Below are 17,273 nucleotides of genomic sequence, written 5' to 3'. Positions count from 1 at the left end.
AACCGTGACATCTCACGTTGATAACGGCTAGATGGCGCTGCTGAATACTGTAGGGGCTTGCCCTTCAATACCGCTTGGCGGGAGGTTGCCCACTTCGCCTTTTTCGTTCGGACTCGTATTCGTCTCGACATAGTCACTCTCGTTCACATCAATGCCGTAATAGCTCGACTCTTTATCTGCAGCCAGTTTTTTACGGATATCCAACCCATCAATTGCACCCGTAGCCGCTAGAGCCGCGTCCATCTGAGCTGATTTCAACTCAATATCGGCACTCTCTGCCGCCGTTGGGCTATCGAGTGGCGCCCACGTAACCGATATTTCAGTCAGCGGTAATTCTTCGCTGCGCATCAACATGTCGTAATGACGCTGCAAAAGTTCTTCTAAGTCGTTTGATTGCACACTTTCCAGCTCTTCACGGTAGTTCGACTCTTCATATTCACCCGTCGCATTAAAGCCCTTCGGTGTTGTACCCAGTAACTTAGTTGCTGGCACATTTGCCGCCGCGGCCACCAGCTGGTATTGCGTCATAATGGTGGCATCTAAATCCGCTAGCGAAGTATCGAACTGCTGTGCAACGTCCTCTTTCCCCATTACCTGCACGCCATAGTTATCGCGCATCTCCATAAAATAAAGCATGTTTTCCTGAATGGTGTTCTTATCCGCACCTTCAGGGTCTGCCATACCGATAGTCAATAACCGTTTGGTCATCGCCAGTTGTGGGGCTTCATTTGCTGTACGTTCGGAAGCATAGACCCGCTCATAAATACGCTCTGGTACCGAAACACCAAAGTAGTTATACAGCGGCTTTAGCACGTTAGGCACGGGAAACGGGACAAACTTAATAAAGTGCGATTTATGGTATTTGCGCCCCGCGATCACATAATAGGTTGGGTCGTAAAAATCCATGCTGGCAGGGTCTTGGATATTGGAATCAGTTAAATCAGGCGTCACCCATTGTGGGTCAATTTGCTTGATCCCCTTGTACATCCCTTTAGTCACGCCATCGAGGTTAAACGGGTTTTCGTACCATTCTTTCGGGTTTGATGTCTCTACAACAAACAGTGCTAATCGGCCGCCATACACACGCCCAAAGTGAATAAGCTCTTTCAAATGATGCTGTATGCGGTACTTTTTATCGCGCTTGCGTAGCTTCTTGCTGATAGCGCTGTCATCGTCATTATCGCAATCAATATCATACCCTTGGCGAATGGCATCACGGGCAGGCATATTACAGGCCTTATCCACCAGCCAATGTTTCGCAATAATGGCGCACATATTGTTGCCAATAAACATTTGGCTCGCATACCAAGCCGCTTGCGATTCGGGCACGCCATACACTTGCTCACCTTTAAATGAGGGAACGGAAGTATCAATACTGTCCATCCCCACACCGTTAATCATCGGCTGTGGTAGAGCTAACCCGTTAAACCCATTTTCTTTTGCTAATGCAGGGTACAAATCTGTGGTAAATGCTGACCGCTTAGGCGGTGCAATCTGTTCTGCAATTTTTCGCCTTTTAAACGGCCACATAGAATTACCTCTTGGTTGTGAAGAAACCGCCTTTTTTCTTCTGATATAAATCACGCAACGCTTGTGTCATCGCATCCACCGTGTCGTCATGGCCAGCGAATGGGAACGTGGTAATTTCCTCCACGGTTTCCACTATCCACGGCGCAATGTCTTTGTGTGGTAGCCACACGTTACCCGCCTCCCACTCGGCGGTACATGCGTGAGCGCGCGCGATTTTGCTGCCGTCTGGCTCAACAGGAATTAAGCCTGACACGGTAGATTTCAACGAATCAATTACCGCTGGGCCATTGGCTTTGTCTTCCACCAGCTTACGGCGCCCTTCAGGGAATTTTTCCACGAGCAGCTTCACGGCATCCTTAGTTTGGGTGAAGCTCATGCGTTTTCGGATTTGATAGAGCAAATAGGCATTGGCATCTTTCTTGCCCCAAACCTGCCCCACTACATAGTCGGTACCGTCGCTGTCTTTAAAGGTCATATCCCAACTATGAATAACCTTGTCGAATTTATCAGGTAGGTCTTTAGGTAAGTAATAGCGAACAAACTCTTCATGGAATATCTGGCCATCACCCGGCTTCGGTGATTGTTGATACATGGCAGACCAAAAGTAATCACCCAGTATTGCTTTAGTTTCAAGCAGTTTGTCGATTGGGTGAAGTTCTGGTACCAGCGCTTCCCCTTGCTCATTAATGGCAGGGAATGCAAGCACCTTGGTTTCAGGGGCTTTTTCTTTTAATTGGCCAGATAAGTCATCGGTCGCCCAGCGGGTCGCCATGATGATCTCGCCACTGTTTTTTGATAAGCGGGTCTTGAATGTCGATACGTACCAGTTCCAAATCGATTTTTTAACCGTCGGGCTAAGTGCTTCTTTCGAGTTTTTTATCGGGTCATCGATAATACCTAGGTCAACTTTCTTACCTGTTAATGGCCCACCCACACCGGCACATACATAGCTGCCTTTGTGATTGGCAATGCCGAATTCGTCAGAGTTACGTTTAACAGCGATGCCATTCTCGGGCTTGTTGCCTAACCAGCTCTTAGGAAATAACGCACGATATTCAGCCGACATCATAATTCGCTGAACATCGGTGTTCATATCACCGGCTAAATCAGACGAATACGACAACGCCCCAACACGCATATTCGGGTATTTTCCAAAGAAATAAGCGGGAAGATAGCGGGAAACAATATCAGACTTGCCGTGCTGTGGCGGTGCACCCAATATTAATTTAGGGCGCTTCCCTTCCATCATATCAACCAAGAACTGGTCGAGCGCATCACATACCGTTTGAGAGAAATGGCTTGTGATGTATTCAGGGTTTATATACTGAATAAATTCATGCAAACTACGGCGTGCTATCTCCCTTTCGATCTCTTCATCAAGTAGGCTGAAATCGATATCCATAGTCACACCTAAAATGGAATAAATAGCCCTTTCACCTCCAAATGACAGTGAAATGGAAAGTGAGTTTTTGATAACAAATTAGCAATAAATAAAAAGCCTAAATTCAGGAATAAGATTTAGACTTTTATCAGTTTGAGGTGACATTTTAGCTGAGTTGAAAAGTCGCAGGGCATGTAAGAGTCATTATGTTAAATAACCACTTTTTTTAAAAAATAACCGCTCCCAAGAACTAACTGTTTTAGTTAAATCAAACCGCCATGAAAAACACTCTCAATTTAAAGAGTAATGTTAGAGATCTTTTGCATCTAAAGAGGAAATTATGCTTTGGACACGGTTCAAATCTTTCCCATATAAAACAACAGTTCCTTTGATTTCATCAAGAAATAAAGTATTACCATTATTTGTCCAGATATGCACTTTTGGGCGAGCGCCACGGGCTGGAGGACCAAATTTCTTTGTCATAGCACTAAGTACACCTGCTTGGCTAAAACCTGTTATTTGAGATAGAGATAATCGTACAACTGATACTTTTTCATTCAATAAGGCAACTGTATTTGATTTAACCTCCATACCACCATAGCTCTTAATATCAAGATGACATAACCTAACATCTCCAAAAACTTCACCTTGCAAGCTATTGCACCTAATACTATCCCCAATACTAATATCTTTTATTTCTAATGGATGGTCTGTATGGCTTGTTAAGCCAGGAACAGCACATCCCGAAATTAATACTGATAACAACAAAACTTTAATTCTATTCATTAGATACACCTGAAAATTACATATAAAAATAGTTAATAATGCAGGTATATAATAATTTGGTATTTAACTATCAATAGCTTGATGAAGTGGCTTATATTATGCATTTAAGTCGAATTGATAAGAATCATTCAGTTTTCTGGCTTTTTCTCAACTTCATAAGTTGTTCAAAACTCAAGTGACTAAGGTCAATTCCTGTCGATTGAATAGGCCCACCATCTTTACCGAAGTGCTCATTGCTAACTTGCTCTTTAAACGCTTGTACAACAACGTGTTTGCCTAATAACTCAAGATTACGTACCTTATCTGGCCATTTTATTTTCTTCATGATACCGACTTGGTCGCGCTCACCATCCTTAGACTCAAACATTTCCGCTAAATCCATACCACTTAATGATGTGCGCCAAACTTTAGGCCATAGATGTATTGGCTTAATGCCACCATCATCATGAAGAATATCCAATACATCCATCTGGTCTATATCAACCAAGCGCTTAAGCACATAATCAGCATCAATCTCAATTCGTTCATTCCTATTTAACTTAAGTTCAGACATTCTTAATTGGATATCAGGTTTTGACAGGTTTTCAGATGCTGTACGGTTTGCAGTTTTTTTGCTGTACCCCGCACGAATAGCCGCTTGTGTGGCGTTTAAATCGATGAGGTACTCGCGACAAAACATTTCTTGTTTGTCTGTGAGTGCCATTTATTTACCTTAACTAGGATGATGAAATGATTAATTTGAAAGATCTTAAAAACACTTATGGAGAAGATAATTTTAAATGGAAGCTAATCTCTAGCCTTTTAGGTGTTATTAGCTATCTTTTTTGTTGTTACCTTGCATCAATATACACTGACACATCTATCGATACTGCAATTGTATTTCTCATTGCCGCAGCTATGAGTATGCAATTATGCATTGCAGATATAAAAATAGTTAAACCATTTTGGTTTTTCTTTTCTAAATTTTTTCAATGGGTGCCAATTATTTTTGCAGTTGTTCCAGCATTAAGTAAGGTAGCTACAATATAATAAAAACCAGTTGTAGTGAGTTATTAATACATCACTATAGTGTGTTGCTTTTTTGCGCAAATTGCGCAGCTGGCTTTTTAATATATCGTCGTGCTGTTGTGTAATTAAGTCCCTGGTCTTCACACCACCCTTTAGGGGATACTCCTGATTTAGCATGTTCGGTGAGGAACTGTTGCTGTAGCGTCCCCCAATCCGGTTTAGCCATCGTGTTTATCTCCTTAGCCCATTAGAAAGTCTACTTGTAGGAATAAACTTTTTGATTAGCTATTTCCCTCAATAAAAAACCCGCACTTGACGGGTCATGCATTGATTTATTAAGTTTTCACAAGGAATAAATACTATTGAAATATCAATATTCTTTGCCTATCAAAACCATAGCTACTTGCAAAACTAAGGTATTCCTTTAATAACTCTGGTGGCATAGTTGGAGTACGCGATAGTACCCACAGATAATCTTTGTTAGGGCCAACAACTAATGAATATTGATAGTTATCATCGAGCTTAATAATATTATAACCGCCATAAAAAGGACCGAAGAATGAAACCTTCAAAGCCCCTACATCAGAAGATTCAACAAAGTAAGCTTTTCCGATACTTTCTTTCCATTTTTTATTCTCCGAATCCCATCCTTTGTTTACTACTTTTACGCCTCCATCATCACGAAGGGAATAATTAGCAGAGACCTTACTTAATCCTTTTTCAAATCGATTATCTATTCTAGCTACCTCATACCACTCCCCAAGATAACGAGACAAATCAAAATTCTTAACAGGTGAAATATCCTTTGGCACTTTAACACTGCAACCGTTAAGTAGCAGCATACTTAAAAACATTAATGTGGACTTTATCTGCATTGTAATCTCACTCAGAATTCGCTGATGAGATACTTTCGCATAAAAAATGCTGCTGAGCGACCTATTCAATATTCGGTAAGTACATCTGAGCTTCTTTCACTACTCGCTCTCTTGCGGTTAGTAGTAATTGCTTCCTACCACCAACTCCCCAGTTAGCCATTGTTCTTGCACAGCTACTTACATTTTTGGTTTCAGTGTTGATGACGTGATCTAACTTATTAAGCTTAGCCATAACATCCAAACCTTTCCTTGCTGCATCTTTGAATGTGTTGTAAACGAGAATTTCAAACTCAGGCTTTAACCAAGCAGCATATCTAATGACAACTAACTCTAAAGCCCATACTCCATGATTTAGCCCACCATTGATAACTTTAACCGCAGTGCAATTTTGCATTGCGCTTAATTTATCAACAAATGCCTTTATCTGCTTACTTCTCAAGAACTGGCTAGGGTTTTGATTTTCTCTTGCTTCCCCATTAATTACTGCTGAGGCATGCAAATCGTTCAAGCTGTATCTGCCTTCATTATCAACTCTGACGGATACTCCATTAACACTTACTCTTGGATAACTCATGATGTATTACCTTTCAAAAAAGAGACCTCAGTTCTCACAGAACAAGCCTGACCCGAGCACACCTATAACAGGCTGTCCTCTGAAGTCGCTTTTGTGAATGGTCTCGGGGTTGTGATGTTTGCGTGTGAGATACGCTTTGAATAGAGATAAGCAATCGGTACGCACGGATTGAGGTTGCCCCAATATGAGTACCTATTTTTATTTACTGATTTTATTGGGTTTATTTTTTGCAACCATCATCACGTATCACTACGTTACTTTTGTCACTTACGGCTTACCCGTCAGCAAGATATGGACCTCACTTAATTGCGAAGAAGCCATTAAAAAGCCCCGCTATTGCGAGGCTCATGGTGAATTCTTGTTATCTATTTAATATCTGATGGCATGTCGGGCATTGATTTAGGAATTTCTTTTTCACCATATTCTTCAGCTATGGCCATTACATCCTTATATGGGCGAACATACGGACCAACTACAACAGTAATGTTTTTCCTTTCTGCCTCTTCATGCGTTAACTTCATAGCTTCGACTGTCATCACCAAGGCTACTTTCAAAGCCGCACCTGTCCATGGTAAATACTTAATATCGTCCTCTTCACTACCTGCCATGACAGCCTCCCTAAATGCTACTCACTTACTAGATTCTACCCTACAAAAAAGACTGATGCCTTGCCTAACCAATTTGGTATGGCTATTGATGTTAATAATAAGAGAAAACCAATTACAAAGTATTGGAAAACATAAAGCATGCGGATAAATAGCTCTTTTAATATCATAGAGTGTACCCTTTATTGCTAATGTTGATTAGTCACCAAAACAAGTATTAACACTTAAAATATAGCAGCTCATTTTCATTTGTCAGGTACCGCAAGCCACACCAATCCCACATAAACATGATGGTTTAATACTAGTATTACAGCTCTATGCAGATAAAAATGGTAATCAAATTGTTCTGCTATAATTAAAAGTGATCTTTTGTAACTTATAACTTCACACTAAAAGGAAGAAAATATGTTGAAAAAAATCAGTTTCCTCATCTGCTCATTAGCTGTTGCTTTCACATTAACTGCCTGTAACACCACTAAAGGTGTTGGTGAAGACATAGAGGCTGGAGGAGAGGCAATACAAAGAGCAGCTCAGTAAAAAATCTACTCTCATGTCTAAAACACTAGAAGTTATATTTATTCTTCTAGTGTTTCTCTGGACATTTAACGACACTCAATTCTGTATTTTCTTTTCCGTATTTGCTTACACTTAATTCATGTGAAAACTTTGCTAATCATCTATGCTGATAGTGTATTCAAATTATTGCTTCGTTTTATTTCGCCCCTAAACTGGGGCTTTTCTTTGTTTTTACTGCGTATTTTCTCATACCTCCCTTATAAAAACTGGTATAGGCTGGCTATTATGTATTATTATTTTCCATCATTTACTATATCTACTCTCATTTTTAATATAGATGACAACGCCTTCATTGAATAAAGTTGTGACTCAAACAATCTTTTTTCACTATCTGGTAGTTTATTAAATACTCTACTTTGTATAAATTTGACTAAATATCTAATTCTTACATCTAAGAGTGCTGAATCATTTAGTAATTGTTGACTTCTGTTTTTCATACCACTTTCGTACAATCATTTACATTAATTATGGGTATTTAAAGGGTAGATGTGAATCCAGATATTTCAAATTATCAATGACTGATCATACCAGGCTAAAGGCTGCTGTGAGACCTATCCAATATCTGACTACTAAAAAGCCCCAAAATGGAGGCTCATTGTTCACTTAATCGACTATAAATTTAAATTCTTAGAAATCATTTTGCATACTTTGAAATACCGACTATGTTTAAAGAGATATTCAATTGTATAAAGCAACATCTTTTAGCCTACTGCTGTGTAGGCTTTTTTTGTTAAGGATATATTTTACTATTTGATAAGAATTCCATCACAAAGAGAGCTGTATCAATATATATGTATACTTACCCCATTGCGCTCTTACTCATATCTATCCCTATCCTTATCTACATCCTATTCATTATTAGTAAAGATAAAAAACAACCAGATATAACGACGCTTTTTTTAAAGTTTTCCATCTACTTATTAAGTGCCCTTACCCTCATAAGTTTAATTTTTTTTGCAAGAGCATTTACCGATTGGTATTAACGTAAACACTCCGTTCTAATGTAATCCTGCAATCCAAGTATCATTTGCTTGGACTCTGCAATTCGTTGTCTGAGTAACCAATAATTTCGGATAGCGGAGTCAGTAGGTCTGGCGGTGATTGCATCATCCAAGCCGGTGGCGGTAATGCTTTTGGGTTTTTTACAACTGGCTTTGATATACACCCGCTCAGGATTACGCTCAGCAGCAATACGCAACTTATCAATTTCACTTTTTGCATTGGCTAGTTCCTGAATATGTTTAGTATCGAGTTTATGAAGTGATTGAATTCGTTCTTGATAAGCTTCATTGATTTTGACTTGCTCTGTCAGCTCGACGAGTAATACGGCATTCTTGGTGTTTAGCTCACCTATTCTCTCATGTTGCTTCCACATTCCCCATATGGCTACCCACGCTGCGATAAATAACGCGACTCTGACTGTATTCATAGCGATTACCATATAGGAGATTAAAAATTAACTTGCTGACCTTTATAATGATCGATGGCTTTCTGGCAGCGCTTTTCTAAACTGACTTTATCAATACTGCATGTATTGTCTGTGAGTCTGTAGGCACCAAATACAATCATTGATATCGCAAGTAGCATAAAGAAAATTACAACCACTATAGGTTTCCATGACATATGGCCGCCTCCGCCTCTCTACGATTAACTAGCCCACGCCATACCTTACCACCAGCGTAAACCCATTTTTTTAGTTCTTCACAAGCACCGTATTGGTCACCTACATTTAGCCTTTTCAACATTGTCGACTTAGCAAATGCGCTGGTACCAACATTAAATGCAAATGAATAAAGCGCTGCTTTTGTATATTCATCAACAGGAACTTTAACCAGGCGATCTACTTGCAGTTTAGTTCTCATAAAATCCAACTCTAACAATTCGTTGCATTCTTCTTTTGAATAAATTTTATCAGGGACAATGTCTTTTCCCGTATGCCCATAGCAAACCGTTAATACCCCGCCGACATCTTCATAGGGTTCATATCTAACACCTTCAAAATGTGCAATCACCGTTAAAGCGATAGCCGAAGCTCCTGCGCCAACAAGCACCGTTAATTTTTGTTTGAGTGACATTAAATATCCTTAGGGGCTTTCGCCATAAGTTCGGCGGCTTTTCGTGCAGTAGCTGAAGGGTTTTGTGGGTCGGTTTTATTGACGAGTTCTTCAAATAAACGTGTTCGCTTTCGTTGCTCCCGTCTATTAATAAAGAAAGTGGCCAATCCTAGAATGATGCTGAACGCCATCCCGATAATAAAGCCCCATTCATAAAGCGATAGGCTCGCGAAAAATGCTGTAAGCCCAGCACTACCGTAGACTGCGTTGCTATATTTATCCATACGCATGATTTCACCCCCTACGGAGTGCCCAAAATTAAATTAATAGAAAACCACCAGCAAATTAATTACAGTAATTAAACATGTTGATAGTAATTTGCTGTAGCTATATACGAAAAAGGCCACGCAATGCGCAGCCCTTGGAATTTTTGTGGGTTAATATAACGACAGGAAGTTACAAATCAGATTCAATGCTGAACGGTACTTTATTATCATTAGGGGGTGTGACTATCACTGCTGATAAAACTTCAATACCGAAAGTATTTGTTTTCGTCTCAACTATCGCTTCACCACTCTCTCTTATTTTCCCCAAAACAAGATGGGAGCATACCTTTACATTCCCTTCTACATCATCGGTAACAATAATACCTGGGCAGGACTTTCTACCACCAACAGCTTTAGTGTAATCACTATTAATAATGGTGGTTACCCCACTAGATAGAAAAGCTGCATAAGATAAAAATAAATATAAAACAATAAAAATTAAAAACGTAAAACACAAAAGAGATTGTGCGCATATTTTTAATGATATAGAAAACTTTCTTTTTCTATAAAGTATGTAAGTCAATATTAAAGAGCCTAAAGCTGATGCTAGCCCTGATGTTTTTAAAAGATGCTTAGATACTGAAACATACTGTCTTATATCTACATACCAATATACACAAAACAGAATTAATAAAATTCCAATCAACGTGTATTTAATCAATATTGGATATGTGTATTTGTCTGTTTCTTGCATAAAAATTCAATCTATGACGTAAAATTATTGTTAATATACTCGCTCAACACTTCATTATTATCAATATAAAAATAGAAATCCACACCATATGACCTATTGATATTGATTATTGTGGAGGCATACGTTGAGAATGTATGCGTTTAGATTCCCCATGGCGTGTGTGCTTCTATCCTGATAAGTACAGATAACCCATGCGAGTTAGCCAATCAGCCTTGACATTCTCCACAATGAAAAGGTAACTCCCAGCTTTGCGGGTAGATTTCAAGAGCGGCAGGTCTACCACTTGAAGTTACCTTATCATTATAGAAAAGACACACTTTTACAGTCGCCCATTTTCACAGCGCTAGATATTTTGAAATGTGTTTTCTTCGATATTTTCTTTGATTAATCCCGCTATCTCTAGTTGCGTTAATATCAACTGACAGCGAGATTTTACTAATTCAGTATAACCTGAGATTTCTTCTATTGTTGCCCACCAAGAGTGTGGAACAACTTCTAAAACAATTTTTGCCTCTTCTGTCATATCAATATGTTTTAACATGATATTTTCAAACCTTTGGTCAGTTATTGGTCGTGAATACACATGTAACTCTGAACAAAGGTGACAGCAAGCTTTACTTGCTTTAGAAAGCAAAAAACCCAGCGCATTGGCTGGGTTAGTTCGTCACAGTTACTAAAACGGCAACTTATACGTAAATAGTGGATCATTGGTTCAAAGAAGTCAACACGTTCTTACCATTATTTTTCTTTTTCCACTCACTATCGCGTATTTTAAATGCATTATAGAGATGTGGATAAATTAAATACTCGGCAGAACGGATGATTTCTTTTACCTCACGGCGGCATGTGGCCATCGAGGGTTTTCGATATTCAAGGGTGCGATTTCTGCGAACCATCTGGCGTGGCTGTGCAATACCATAATAATAACGAGCAATGGCACGATCGGAGCTCACAAAAGCATAGCGTAATAACAATAATGTGAATGCGACTTGGTCTATATGATAAATTTTATCGACCACCTTGGTGATTAACATTCCATCGTCGTCATTACACATTTCCCTTTCGGGATAATCACGCTTTTCCACAGTAGCCATAAATTCAGCGATGATACTGCTTTGGCGTTTCTCTAATCTACCGCTGTAAACCCAAGCACCGAATTTGGATAGCCAACCTTGCAACCAAGCTTCTTGTTCAGTATCAAGTACAAGCCCATCAGAAATACTTTTTATACTCGACATGCTCGCAGCTCCATGACTTCTCTTTTCGTTTGTTCCAGTAGTTCAGTTTCGGTACCGTGAATTTCCTGCCATGTTTTAGGCGCGGCATGAAAACCAGTGTCATAACTAGGCCTGTGATGAGGGGGGCATAACGGTAAAACATCTTTATGGCTAGCTCGTTGAGCCATGCCCTGCCCTGTTCGTGTATGATGAATTTCCGCTGGTGATGGCCCATACCCCATATTGCGACAGCAAATACAGCCAAGTTCGGCTACATCTGATAGCCACTGTTTATCTTCTTTGGTCTTTGATTTTTTGGTCATTGGTCTTGCCTCTAGGTAAAATCTAATAACTTAGCCGCCGCATTTTCAGCTGCTTCTTGGGTGGGAAATTTACGAAATAGAATGAAGTTCCAAAGCACATCGAGGGTTGATTTATAGAGTTCGCCAAAGGCTAGGTCATCCATTTTGGCAAAGCTGATTGATTTGGCTACACGGCGTAGGCTACCGTCTGGCATTTCAAAGGTTTCATAATGGCCGGATTGCTCTACCACCCAATAGCGGAAAGCATCAAAGGATTTGGTCGCTGAAATATTGTGAGCGCGTTTCTGTGCTATATCATCGAGGTAAACATCAGCGGCAGATTGAAGAGCATCGTCGTTATCGGTGTAGTAAGCGAGGAATTTAACGTAACCACGCACCAATTCTTTTTCTTCAGGCGAAATGGTACCGCCGGTTGGTTCCCAGTATTCATACCCTAGATTGAGTAAAGCGAAGTATTTACGGTGAAAGCGTGGGTTACGAGCTTTCTTGAAATCAGCTGAAAGCACATCACCACACTTGATTTTTGAATGCAAAAAATCCCTTGCCGCTGGATTAGCAGGTACAAGAGTGTCATTAGACATTTTGATAAAGCTATGCTGTGCCATACGTTTCTCTCAGTAGACACAGCAAGTGTTAAGATTGGGTGTTCAGACCAATTAACCCTATTCTACTTTTTACTTCAAAAAAAAGCTATCCACCAATTGTGTTTGCCTTCTTTTTCATTTTGCACCTAGAGAAATGGCATACATCAATATCAAATAAAAATACTCAAGTTGAGTCATAATAGTCATCACATCTACGGTTATTATGACCACACAAAAGATAAACTTTAAATCATAAAGATTGAATATGTTCTGTTATTTTATCTTTAGCTTTATTGTATCCACCGTAAGGAACCATATATGTATCAAATACAAATATATCACTTGCGATTCTCTTAATTGACTCTTTATTTTCTAACACTAAAGTTTCAATTGTATCTTTCGCATTAAGAATGTCATTTTTTTTAAAGTCACTCAATGTCACATTAAATAACGTATCCATAGCTAATATTTGTGCGTTTAAATTGGATAGGTTGAAAAATATATCCATAGATGACATGGCCGAGTTAATTAAAACCTCGTGGCTAAAATATTTGGGGATTTCCGGAACCCTATCTGATGGAATTGGTGTACCATCAGCCTTCAAAAAGTAAATGTTCTTCCATAATAATTCACTTGAAAGTTCAGTATCAATTTCAACAATATCACTAGATAGCATCTTGTTTAAATCTATAAAAAAATTAAATAATTGCAGCAACATGTACGCCTCTTTACCAGCTGTCACCATCACGGCTTTATTTAAATTTTCAGTTTGCTTCTTTCTGTTATCTTCATCATCTTTCTTTTGCTTTTCATATAATTCAATTGATGTATCTATTGATTGCTTAGCAGCTTGTAATGATTTACTTGCGATATCCGTCGAACGCTTAGTTAGTTCCAATGAATTACTAGCTATTTTATTTGCCTTATCTGTTTTCTTTAGAGCCCTGGCTGTAAAAATCAACGATATAACAGCGATAGCGCCACCCCAACTCCAACTCTCATAAATCAAGTTCCATACATCCCCAATACAGCTATCTTCTAAAGCTAAACATTCAAGCATTCATATGAATCCATTAATATTATTTTCCTGTTATTCTACCTCCAATTTTATATCATGCCACCCTCTGGTTACCCAACACTTAGAATCACCATCAAGACAACATTCCGTCACAGGTAACCGTTCACCACATTTACCACAACAACGGTTAGATAATTCCGCAATCTCGCGCTTAAGTCTTACATCATCATTTCGTATGAACATTTGAATATATTCTCTTTCATCATATGGCCCACGTCCTGGTCTACGCAATGCACAATTACGCTTAATCATTTCATGTTCTTCAGATTCAACTTGCCACTGCGGGGTAATAAAGCCAGCTTCACGCTGGCGTTTGCATTTGCGTTGGGCAGCTTTGCGTTCTGCCACTGTTTTTGCCATTGGTCTTGCCTCTTTTAGTACAACTGCTCACAAATAATTTAATCACTAAAGTTAAATTCAAATAAAAGAGAACCGTGCCTAGAATGGATCACAAAAATGTCCCATCGTATTGCATACCAAATTGGTGGGGATATATTCACCCTGTATATTGAAGAACCAATCGTGTATGGCTGAATTAAATCCCTAAAGCCAACGACTAAATTTTTTAGTAAATCCGAATGCTTTGCAGCAATACCTAGCTGAAAAAACCATTCTTCCACTATCTTAATCATGTCGTTTTCGCTGATTTGATCTAACGAAACATGCCAATCCTCAATGGGGTTCTTATCGCTATGGCGAACAATTACTGACTGAACTGAGCTAAGTAAAGTCGTTTTTTCTTCAACATAAGTGCATTCATACTCAGGGGCAACATTAGGCTCTCTATTCAACGACTCAACAGCGCATAAGTAGCCATTGATTTTTTCAACATCCAACAAAACAAACTCTTTAGGCATCGGTTTATATTTCATTTTTCATCGCTTTTATTTAGTTTATGTTCCACTATATACAATATATTAAGCCAATAGCTAATCATCTATCCCGATCTAAAATTTTAGCCCTAATTTCGTTTAACGCTTGCTGACCAATCAGTCGATATTTACCCTCTTTATCAATTAACTCTGACGTAGAAACCCCTCTTTTAGTTTGGCCTATTAACGGCTTGATTGGTGGGATTGGCTTACCTTCCTGTATTTGGTTGTAATAGGCTATCAGTTGCTTCTTGATGGATTCCCTAATCTCTTTATCGGACAAGTTATACTGTGTCATGCGTCGCCTTGCTTCTGGCACAATCCAATACATAACCGCTGATTTCCAAGGGAATGACTCAACAGATGGATATCGCCACTCCATGTTGCTATAGCGCTTCATTTCAGCCATAACCTCACAAACTGAAGGTAGACCCATAGCTTGCATCATTCCCTCGCGGCACCAACTGATAAATTTTCCACAAGAGGGGAAAAAGTCGGATTCTTGCTGCCTAGCCACACTCATTCCAGCTTTCAATTGCTCAACGGAAGTTATGCCATTTTCGATAAATGCCAGCACCCATTGCCGTTTGGTTGCTGAAATATCTTCTTGGTTTGAAAATACGGTATGCTTTGCAGCTGGAAAAATTTGCACTAAGTTATCAAACAGCATATCAACCAACTTTTCCGCATGTTCATTGATGCCAGCAGGTTTATTGACTGGCTGAATTAGGCTCGATAATTTTTTGCCATTTCGGGTTTCAATTGCTGAGAGAAGACTTTTCATAGTGTGTTCTCCCACGCTTCAGGGCTATTCCAATGAGCTTGTGCAGGCAAACAATCTTCACCCTGTGGAATTTCAGCAAATTTTAATACTAGTTTGTCCCATTGCTTTCGAAGTGTGCTTGGGCTAAGAATATTTTTGCACCAAAATGGGTCCTTATTGGCCCTATCAAACAACCGGCAAATCTGCCTATGCGTCCTGCCATCAATCGTGCGCATCAACCGTACCTCATTGGCCCATAAAGCCCAGTTAGGTTCTTTTGGGGGTTTGATGTCGTCATCAGATTCAGATGCATTTTCGTAAAGCTCAGTCACCCGTTTGGATATCCACTGCGCACAAAGCAAATCATCCGATGTTCCCCATTGTCGTTTCTTTGCACTGAACACAACGGCATCAGGGTGGCGAGCCACAAACGAATTATCATTCGTATTTTCGTCAGGTTGTGAAACGACCGGACAAGAAGGGTTTATATTCTCTGTTGTAATCTCTGTAGGATCGAACTGCGGATTTGTTTCACCGCCACCGTCGAATTTGTCTTGTGGCGGCCGTTCATTTTGTTGTTTCGCCAAATCCCCATTGTGACTTTCCCCGATTGCGCTTTGCGCATTTGGGAGATTATCAATGGGTTGCGTCATAATTTGGTCAATTTGGTCACAATCTATACGGTAATATATTTTGTGTTCTAAACGCCTATCTGTTTCAATTAAAATCCCACGTTTAACAAGATGCTTTCTGGCGGTGAGTTGCTCGCGATAGCTTAACCCAGTTTCGGCTGTAATATCTTCAGAGGACTTATAGACCCCTAATTCAGAATCCGTTTTATCCTGCCAATAAAATATCTGGCTAAAAAATATTACCGCATTGACGCTACCAAAGCGTTTAACTAGACCAGGGTAGTAAGCCACTGGCCGCCCAAAATCGAGCAACAAGTCTGATGGTCTCATTTCACACCCCCAGCGCTTTAGCGATATCGCGGCAAGCGTTCTGGTACTGCTCAGGCGACAATTTCTTTAAAAGTAGCTTTTGTTTTTGTTGTTCATATTGCTCCCCAATATTGAGCGCTATCGCCCTTCTTCCCTCAAAAATATCTTGGATTTGTTTTCTGTCTGCTGGCTTTCCATTCAATAAAAAGCCATTGCAGTAGGTAATCAATTCAGTCGTTCTTAGCATTGGTCTTGCCTCTTGAATTAGTGCACGCTGGTCGGGCGTGATATTGCATTGAGTGCGTTAACGGCATTATTTATTCGATGTGACATGTCACGCCCCTCTAATAAAATTTCGGTCATAGCTTCTGCAAATCGCTGTATGGCCACTGATGCTAAATAGTTTTTCGTGTCGCCTCGCACTCGAGCTAACCTCGAAGCTGGCAACGCCATTTCAATCGCAGGCATCAGCTCTGCTAATTTCTTCATTGATGCGTTAGAATCGCCTCGTAACCACCGAAATATCTGTTGTCGGTTATTGTTAATCGCTTTCCAATCCGCTTGCCCGCGTTCATCTTCAATCACATGCAAGCGGCTCTGTGATTTGTCTCGCGTGATCTGCAAATACGCTCGGCTTATCTCAATCGCCACGTGCTCTTGACCATGTTCTGTAGCCCAGCTCTCAATTTCAGAGCGGACAATATCGATATCAAAACTCATCTCTGCGTCTCCTGTCGCAAAATTGATTATGAATAATCAGTTTTTTAAATTTCTTGTTGATATATTCGCTTTCATACAACTCTCTCATTGCCATTGATGAGCCACGTTGGGTCACAATTTAAAACCTTCGCAATTTCAACAATAAACCGGGGTCTTTTAATAAGGCCCGACTCGATTTGCTGAATTGATTGCTGTTTTAGCCCAACTCTGTCTGCAAGTTCTGACTGAGTTAAATGGAGCTCTATACGACGAGTCTTAACTCGTTCAGATAACGTTTCCATCCTCACCTCCTTTTACAAAATTTCTTGTATTCAAAAACAAATTAGTTTGTTTGTCAATTACAGGTTTTCTTGTAATTATCCTCTA

At 39.7% G+C, this 17,273-nt stretch carries 28 protein-coding genes and 1 pseudogene; 3 read left to right on the top strand and 26 right to left on the bottom strand.

Going from position 1 to position 17,273, the window contains the following annotated elements; genetic code table 11:
* Positions 1-27: 27 nt before the first annotated feature.
* The 4 genes from J6836_RS03300 to J6836_RS03285 all read right to left on the bottom strand — a co-directional run bounded on the left by J6836_RS03300 (position 28) and on the right by J6836_RS03285 (position 4,400).
* Positions 28-1,530 carry a phage portal protein gene (locus tag J6836_RS03300; protein WP_219246819.1) on the bottom strand — a complete coding sequence of 501 codons (1,503 nt, stop codon included), beginning with the start codon at positions 1,528-1,530 and terminating at the stop codon, positions 28-30.
* A 4-nt stretch (positions 1,531-1,534) separates the two neighbouring features.
* Positions 1,535-2,932, bottom strand: a complete 1,398-nt coding sequence (gene terL, locus J6836_RS03295) for a phage terminase large subunit (protein ID WP_219246816.1) — start codon at positions 2,930-2,932, stop codon at positions 1,535-1,537.
* A gap of 288 nt (positions 2,933-3,220) precedes the next feature.
* Positions 3,221-3,697 (bottom strand): hypothetical protein, encoded by a 477-nt coding sequence (locus J6836_RS03290; RefSeq protein WP_198641487.1) that lies wholly within the window; start codon positions 3,695-3,697, stop codon positions 3,221-3,223.
* 124 nt (positions 3,698-3,821) lie between these two features.
* Positions 3,822-4,400: a terminase small subunit gene (locus tag J6836_RS03285; protein ID WP_219246814.1), complete on the bottom strand. Its 579-nt coding sequence runs from the start codon at positions 4,398-4,400 to the stop codon at positions 3,822-3,824.
* 26 nt (positions 4,401-4,426) lie between these two features.
* On the opposite strand from J6836_RS03285, the gene J6836_RS03280 reads away from it, so the two are divergent.
* Entirely contained in the window at positions 4,427-4,726 is a 300-nt protein-coding gene (locus J6836_RS03280; protein ID WP_198641485.1) for a hypothetical protein, read from the top strand.
* Positions 4,727-4,772: 46 nt separating this feature from the next.
* On the opposite strand, the pseudogene J6836_RS03275 reads toward J6836_RS03280, so the two are convergent.
* From J6836_RS03275 to J6836_RS03265, 3 genes and pseudogenes are all read right to left on the bottom strand, one after another.
* A pseudogene (locus J6836_RS03275) lies at positions 4,773-4,931 on the bottom strand (terminase small subunit); the annotation flags it as partial.
* A gap of 133 nt (positions 4,932-5,064) precedes the next feature.
* A complete protein-coding gene (locus J6836_RS03270; protein WP_219246812.1) occupies positions 5,065-5,580 on the bottom strand; it encodes a lipocalin family protein in 516 nt (171 codons plus the stop codon).
* Positions 5,581-5,641: 61 nt separating this feature from the next.
* Positions 5,642-6,154, bottom strand: coding sequence for a KilA-N domain-containing protein (locus J6836_RS03265; RefSeq protein ID WP_219246810.1), 513 nt, complete (start codon positions 6,152-6,154; stop codon positions 5,642-5,644).
* Positions 6,155-6,338: 184 nt separating this feature from the next.
* On the opposite strand from J6836_RS03265, the gene J6836_RS03260 reads away from it, so the two are divergent.
* The gene (locus J6836_RS03260) at positions 6,339-6,527 is read left to right on the top strand and encodes a hypothetical protein (protein WP_219246808.1); all 189 of its coding nucleotides are present in this window, start codon (positions 6,339-6,341) and stop codon (positions 6,525-6,527) included.
* Here the strand turns inward: J6836_RS03260 and J6836_RS03255 are convergent.
* A complete protein-coding gene (locus J6836_RS03255) occupies positions 6,520-6,762 on the bottom strand; it encodes a hypothetical protein (protein WP_219246806.1) in 243 nt (80 codons plus the stop codon). The genes J6836_RS03260 and J6836_RS03255 overlap by 8 nt on opposite strands.
* Before the next feature lie 402 nt (positions 6,763-7,164).
* Here J6836_RS03255 and J6836_RS03250 point away from each other — a divergent pair, with 402 nt between their 5' ends.
* The gene (locus J6836_RS03250) at positions 7,165-7,296 is read left to right on the top strand and encodes an entericidin A/B family lipoprotein (protein WP_048607741.1); all 132 of its coding nucleotides are present in this window, start codon (positions 7,165-7,167) and stop codon (positions 7,294-7,296) included.
* Between the two features lie 272 nt (positions 7,297-7,568).
* On the opposite strand, the gene J6836_RS23315 is transcribed toward J6836_RS03250, so the two are convergent.
* From J6836_RS23315 to J6836_RS03165, 18 genes are all read right to left on the bottom strand, one after another.
* A complete protein-coding gene (locus tag J6836_RS23315; protein WP_375084198.1) occupies positions 7,569-7,772 on the bottom strand; it encodes a crAss001_48 related protein in 204 nt (67 codons plus the stop codon).
* A gap of 542 nt (positions 7,773-8,314) precedes the next feature.
* The gene (locus tag J6836_RS03245) at positions 8,315-8,764 is read right to left on the bottom strand and encodes a lysis protein (RefSeq protein WP_425299721.1); all 450 of its coding nucleotides are present in this window, start codon (positions 8,762-8,764) and stop codon (positions 8,315-8,317) included.
* A 20-nt stretch (positions 8,765-8,784) separates the two neighbouring features.
* Entirely contained in the window at positions 8,785-8,958 is a 174-nt protein-coding gene (locus J6836_RS03240; protein ID WP_166686134.1) for a hypothetical protein, read from the bottom strand.
* On the bottom strand, positions 8,940-9,410 hold the full coding sequence (locus tag J6836_RS03235) for a lysozyme (RefSeq protein ID WP_042844804.1): 471 nt from the start codon (positions 9,408-9,410) through the stop codon (positions 8,940-8,942). The genes J6836_RS03240 and J6836_RS03235 overlap by 19 nt, the downstream gene beginning before the upstream one ends.
* On the bottom strand, positions 9,410-9,679 hold the full coding sequence (locus tag J6836_RS03230; RefSeq protein WP_219246802.1) for an HP1 family phage holin: 270 nt from the start codon (positions 9,677-9,679) through the stop codon (positions 9,410-9,412). Before J6836_RS03230 ends, J6836_RS03235 begins: the two co-directional genes overlap by 1 nt.
* A gap of 166 nt (positions 9,680-9,845) precedes the next feature.
* The gene (locus J6836_RS03225) at positions 9,846-10,409 is read right to left on the bottom strand and encodes a hypothetical protein (RefSeq protein ID WP_219246798.1); all 564 of its coding nucleotides are present in this window, start codon (positions 10,407-10,409) and stop codon (positions 9,846-9,848) included.
* A 343-nt stretch (positions 10,410-10,752) separates the two neighbouring features.
* The gene (locus J6836_RS03220) at positions 10,753-10,950 is read right to left on the bottom strand and encodes a TrmB family transcriptional regulator (protein ID WP_219246795.1); all 198 of its coding nucleotides are present in this window, start codon (positions 10,948-10,950) and stop codon (positions 10,753-10,755) included.
* Positions 10,951-11,113: 163 nt separating this feature from the next.
* Positions 11,114-11,647: an antiterminator Q family protein gene (locus J6836_RS03215; protein ID WP_219246793.1), complete on the bottom strand. Its 534-nt coding sequence runs from the start codon at positions 11,645-11,647 to the stop codon at positions 11,114-11,116.
* Positions 11,635-11,949: a Ref family recombination enhancement nuclease gene (locus tag J6836_RS03210; RefSeq protein ID WP_219246790.1), complete on the bottom strand. Its 315-nt coding sequence runs from the start codon at positions 11,947-11,949 to the stop codon at positions 11,635-11,637. Before J6836_RS03210 ends, J6836_RS03215 begins: the two co-directional genes overlap by 13 nt.
* Before the next feature lie 11 nt (positions 11,950-11,960).
* Positions 11,961-12,554, bottom strand: coding sequence for a DUF1367 family protein (locus J6836_RS03205; protein WP_219246786.1), 594 nt, complete (start codon positions 12,552-12,554; stop codon positions 11,961-11,963).
* A 229-nt stretch (positions 12,555-12,783) separates the two neighbouring features.
* Complete coding sequence (locus J6836_RS03200) at positions 12,784-13,593, bottom strand: hypothetical protein (protein ID WP_219246785.1); 810 nt, start codon at positions 13,591-13,593, stop codon at positions 12,784-12,786.
* 30 nt (positions 13,594-13,623) lie between these two features.
* Positions 13,624-13,971 (bottom strand): hypothetical protein, encoded by a 348-nt coding sequence (locus tag J6836_RS03195; protein WP_219246783.1) that lies wholly within the window; start codon positions 13,969-13,971, stop codon positions 13,624-13,626.
* A gap of 38 nt (positions 13,972-14,009) precedes the next feature.
* Complete coding sequence (locus J6836_RS03190) at positions 14,010-14,483, bottom strand: hypothetical protein (RefSeq protein ID WP_219246781.1); 474 nt, start codon at positions 14,481-14,483, stop codon at positions 14,010-14,012.
* A 61-nt stretch (positions 14,484-14,544) separates the two neighbouring features.
* A complete protein-coding gene (locus tag J6836_RS03185) occupies positions 14,545-15,267 on the bottom strand; it encodes a replication protein P (protein ID WP_219246778.1) in 723 nt (240 codons plus the stop codon).
* Complete coding sequence (locus J6836_RS23060) at positions 15,264-16,208, bottom strand: hypothetical protein (protein WP_219246776.1); 945 nt, start codon at positions 16,206-16,208, stop codon at positions 15,264-15,266. Before J6836_RS23060 ends, J6836_RS03185 begins: the two co-directional genes overlap by 4 nt.
* Before the next feature lies 1 nt (position 16,209).
* Positions 16,210-16,434 (bottom strand): hypothetical protein, encoded by a 225-nt coding sequence (locus J6836_RS03175; protein WP_219246774.1) that lies wholly within the window; start codon positions 16,432-16,434, stop codon positions 16,210-16,212.
* 17 nt (positions 16,435-16,451) lie between these two features.
* The gene (locus J6836_RS03170) at positions 16,452-16,907 is read right to left on the bottom strand and encodes a toxin YdaT family protein (RefSeq protein ID WP_068445417.1); all 456 of its coding nucleotides are present in this window, start codon (positions 16,905-16,907) and stop codon (positions 16,452-16,454) included.
* A gap of 71 nt (positions 16,908-16,978) precedes the next feature.
* On the bottom strand, positions 16,979-17,188 hold the full coding sequence (locus J6836_RS03165; protein WP_110592087.1) for a helix-turn-helix domain-containing protein: 210 nt from the start codon (positions 17,186-17,188) through the stop codon (positions 16,979-16,981).
* Positions 17,189-17,273 lie beyond the last annotated feature (85 nt).

The sequence above is a fragment of the Providencia sp. R33 genome, assembly GCF_019343475.1.
In the GTDB taxonomy this organism is placed as follows: Bacteria; Pseudomonadota; Gammaproteobacteria; order Enterobacterales; family Enterobacteriaceae; genus Providencia.
The sequence above is the reverse complement of the archived record's forward strand: the minus strand, read 5'-3'. Positions and strand labels throughout refer to the sequence as shown.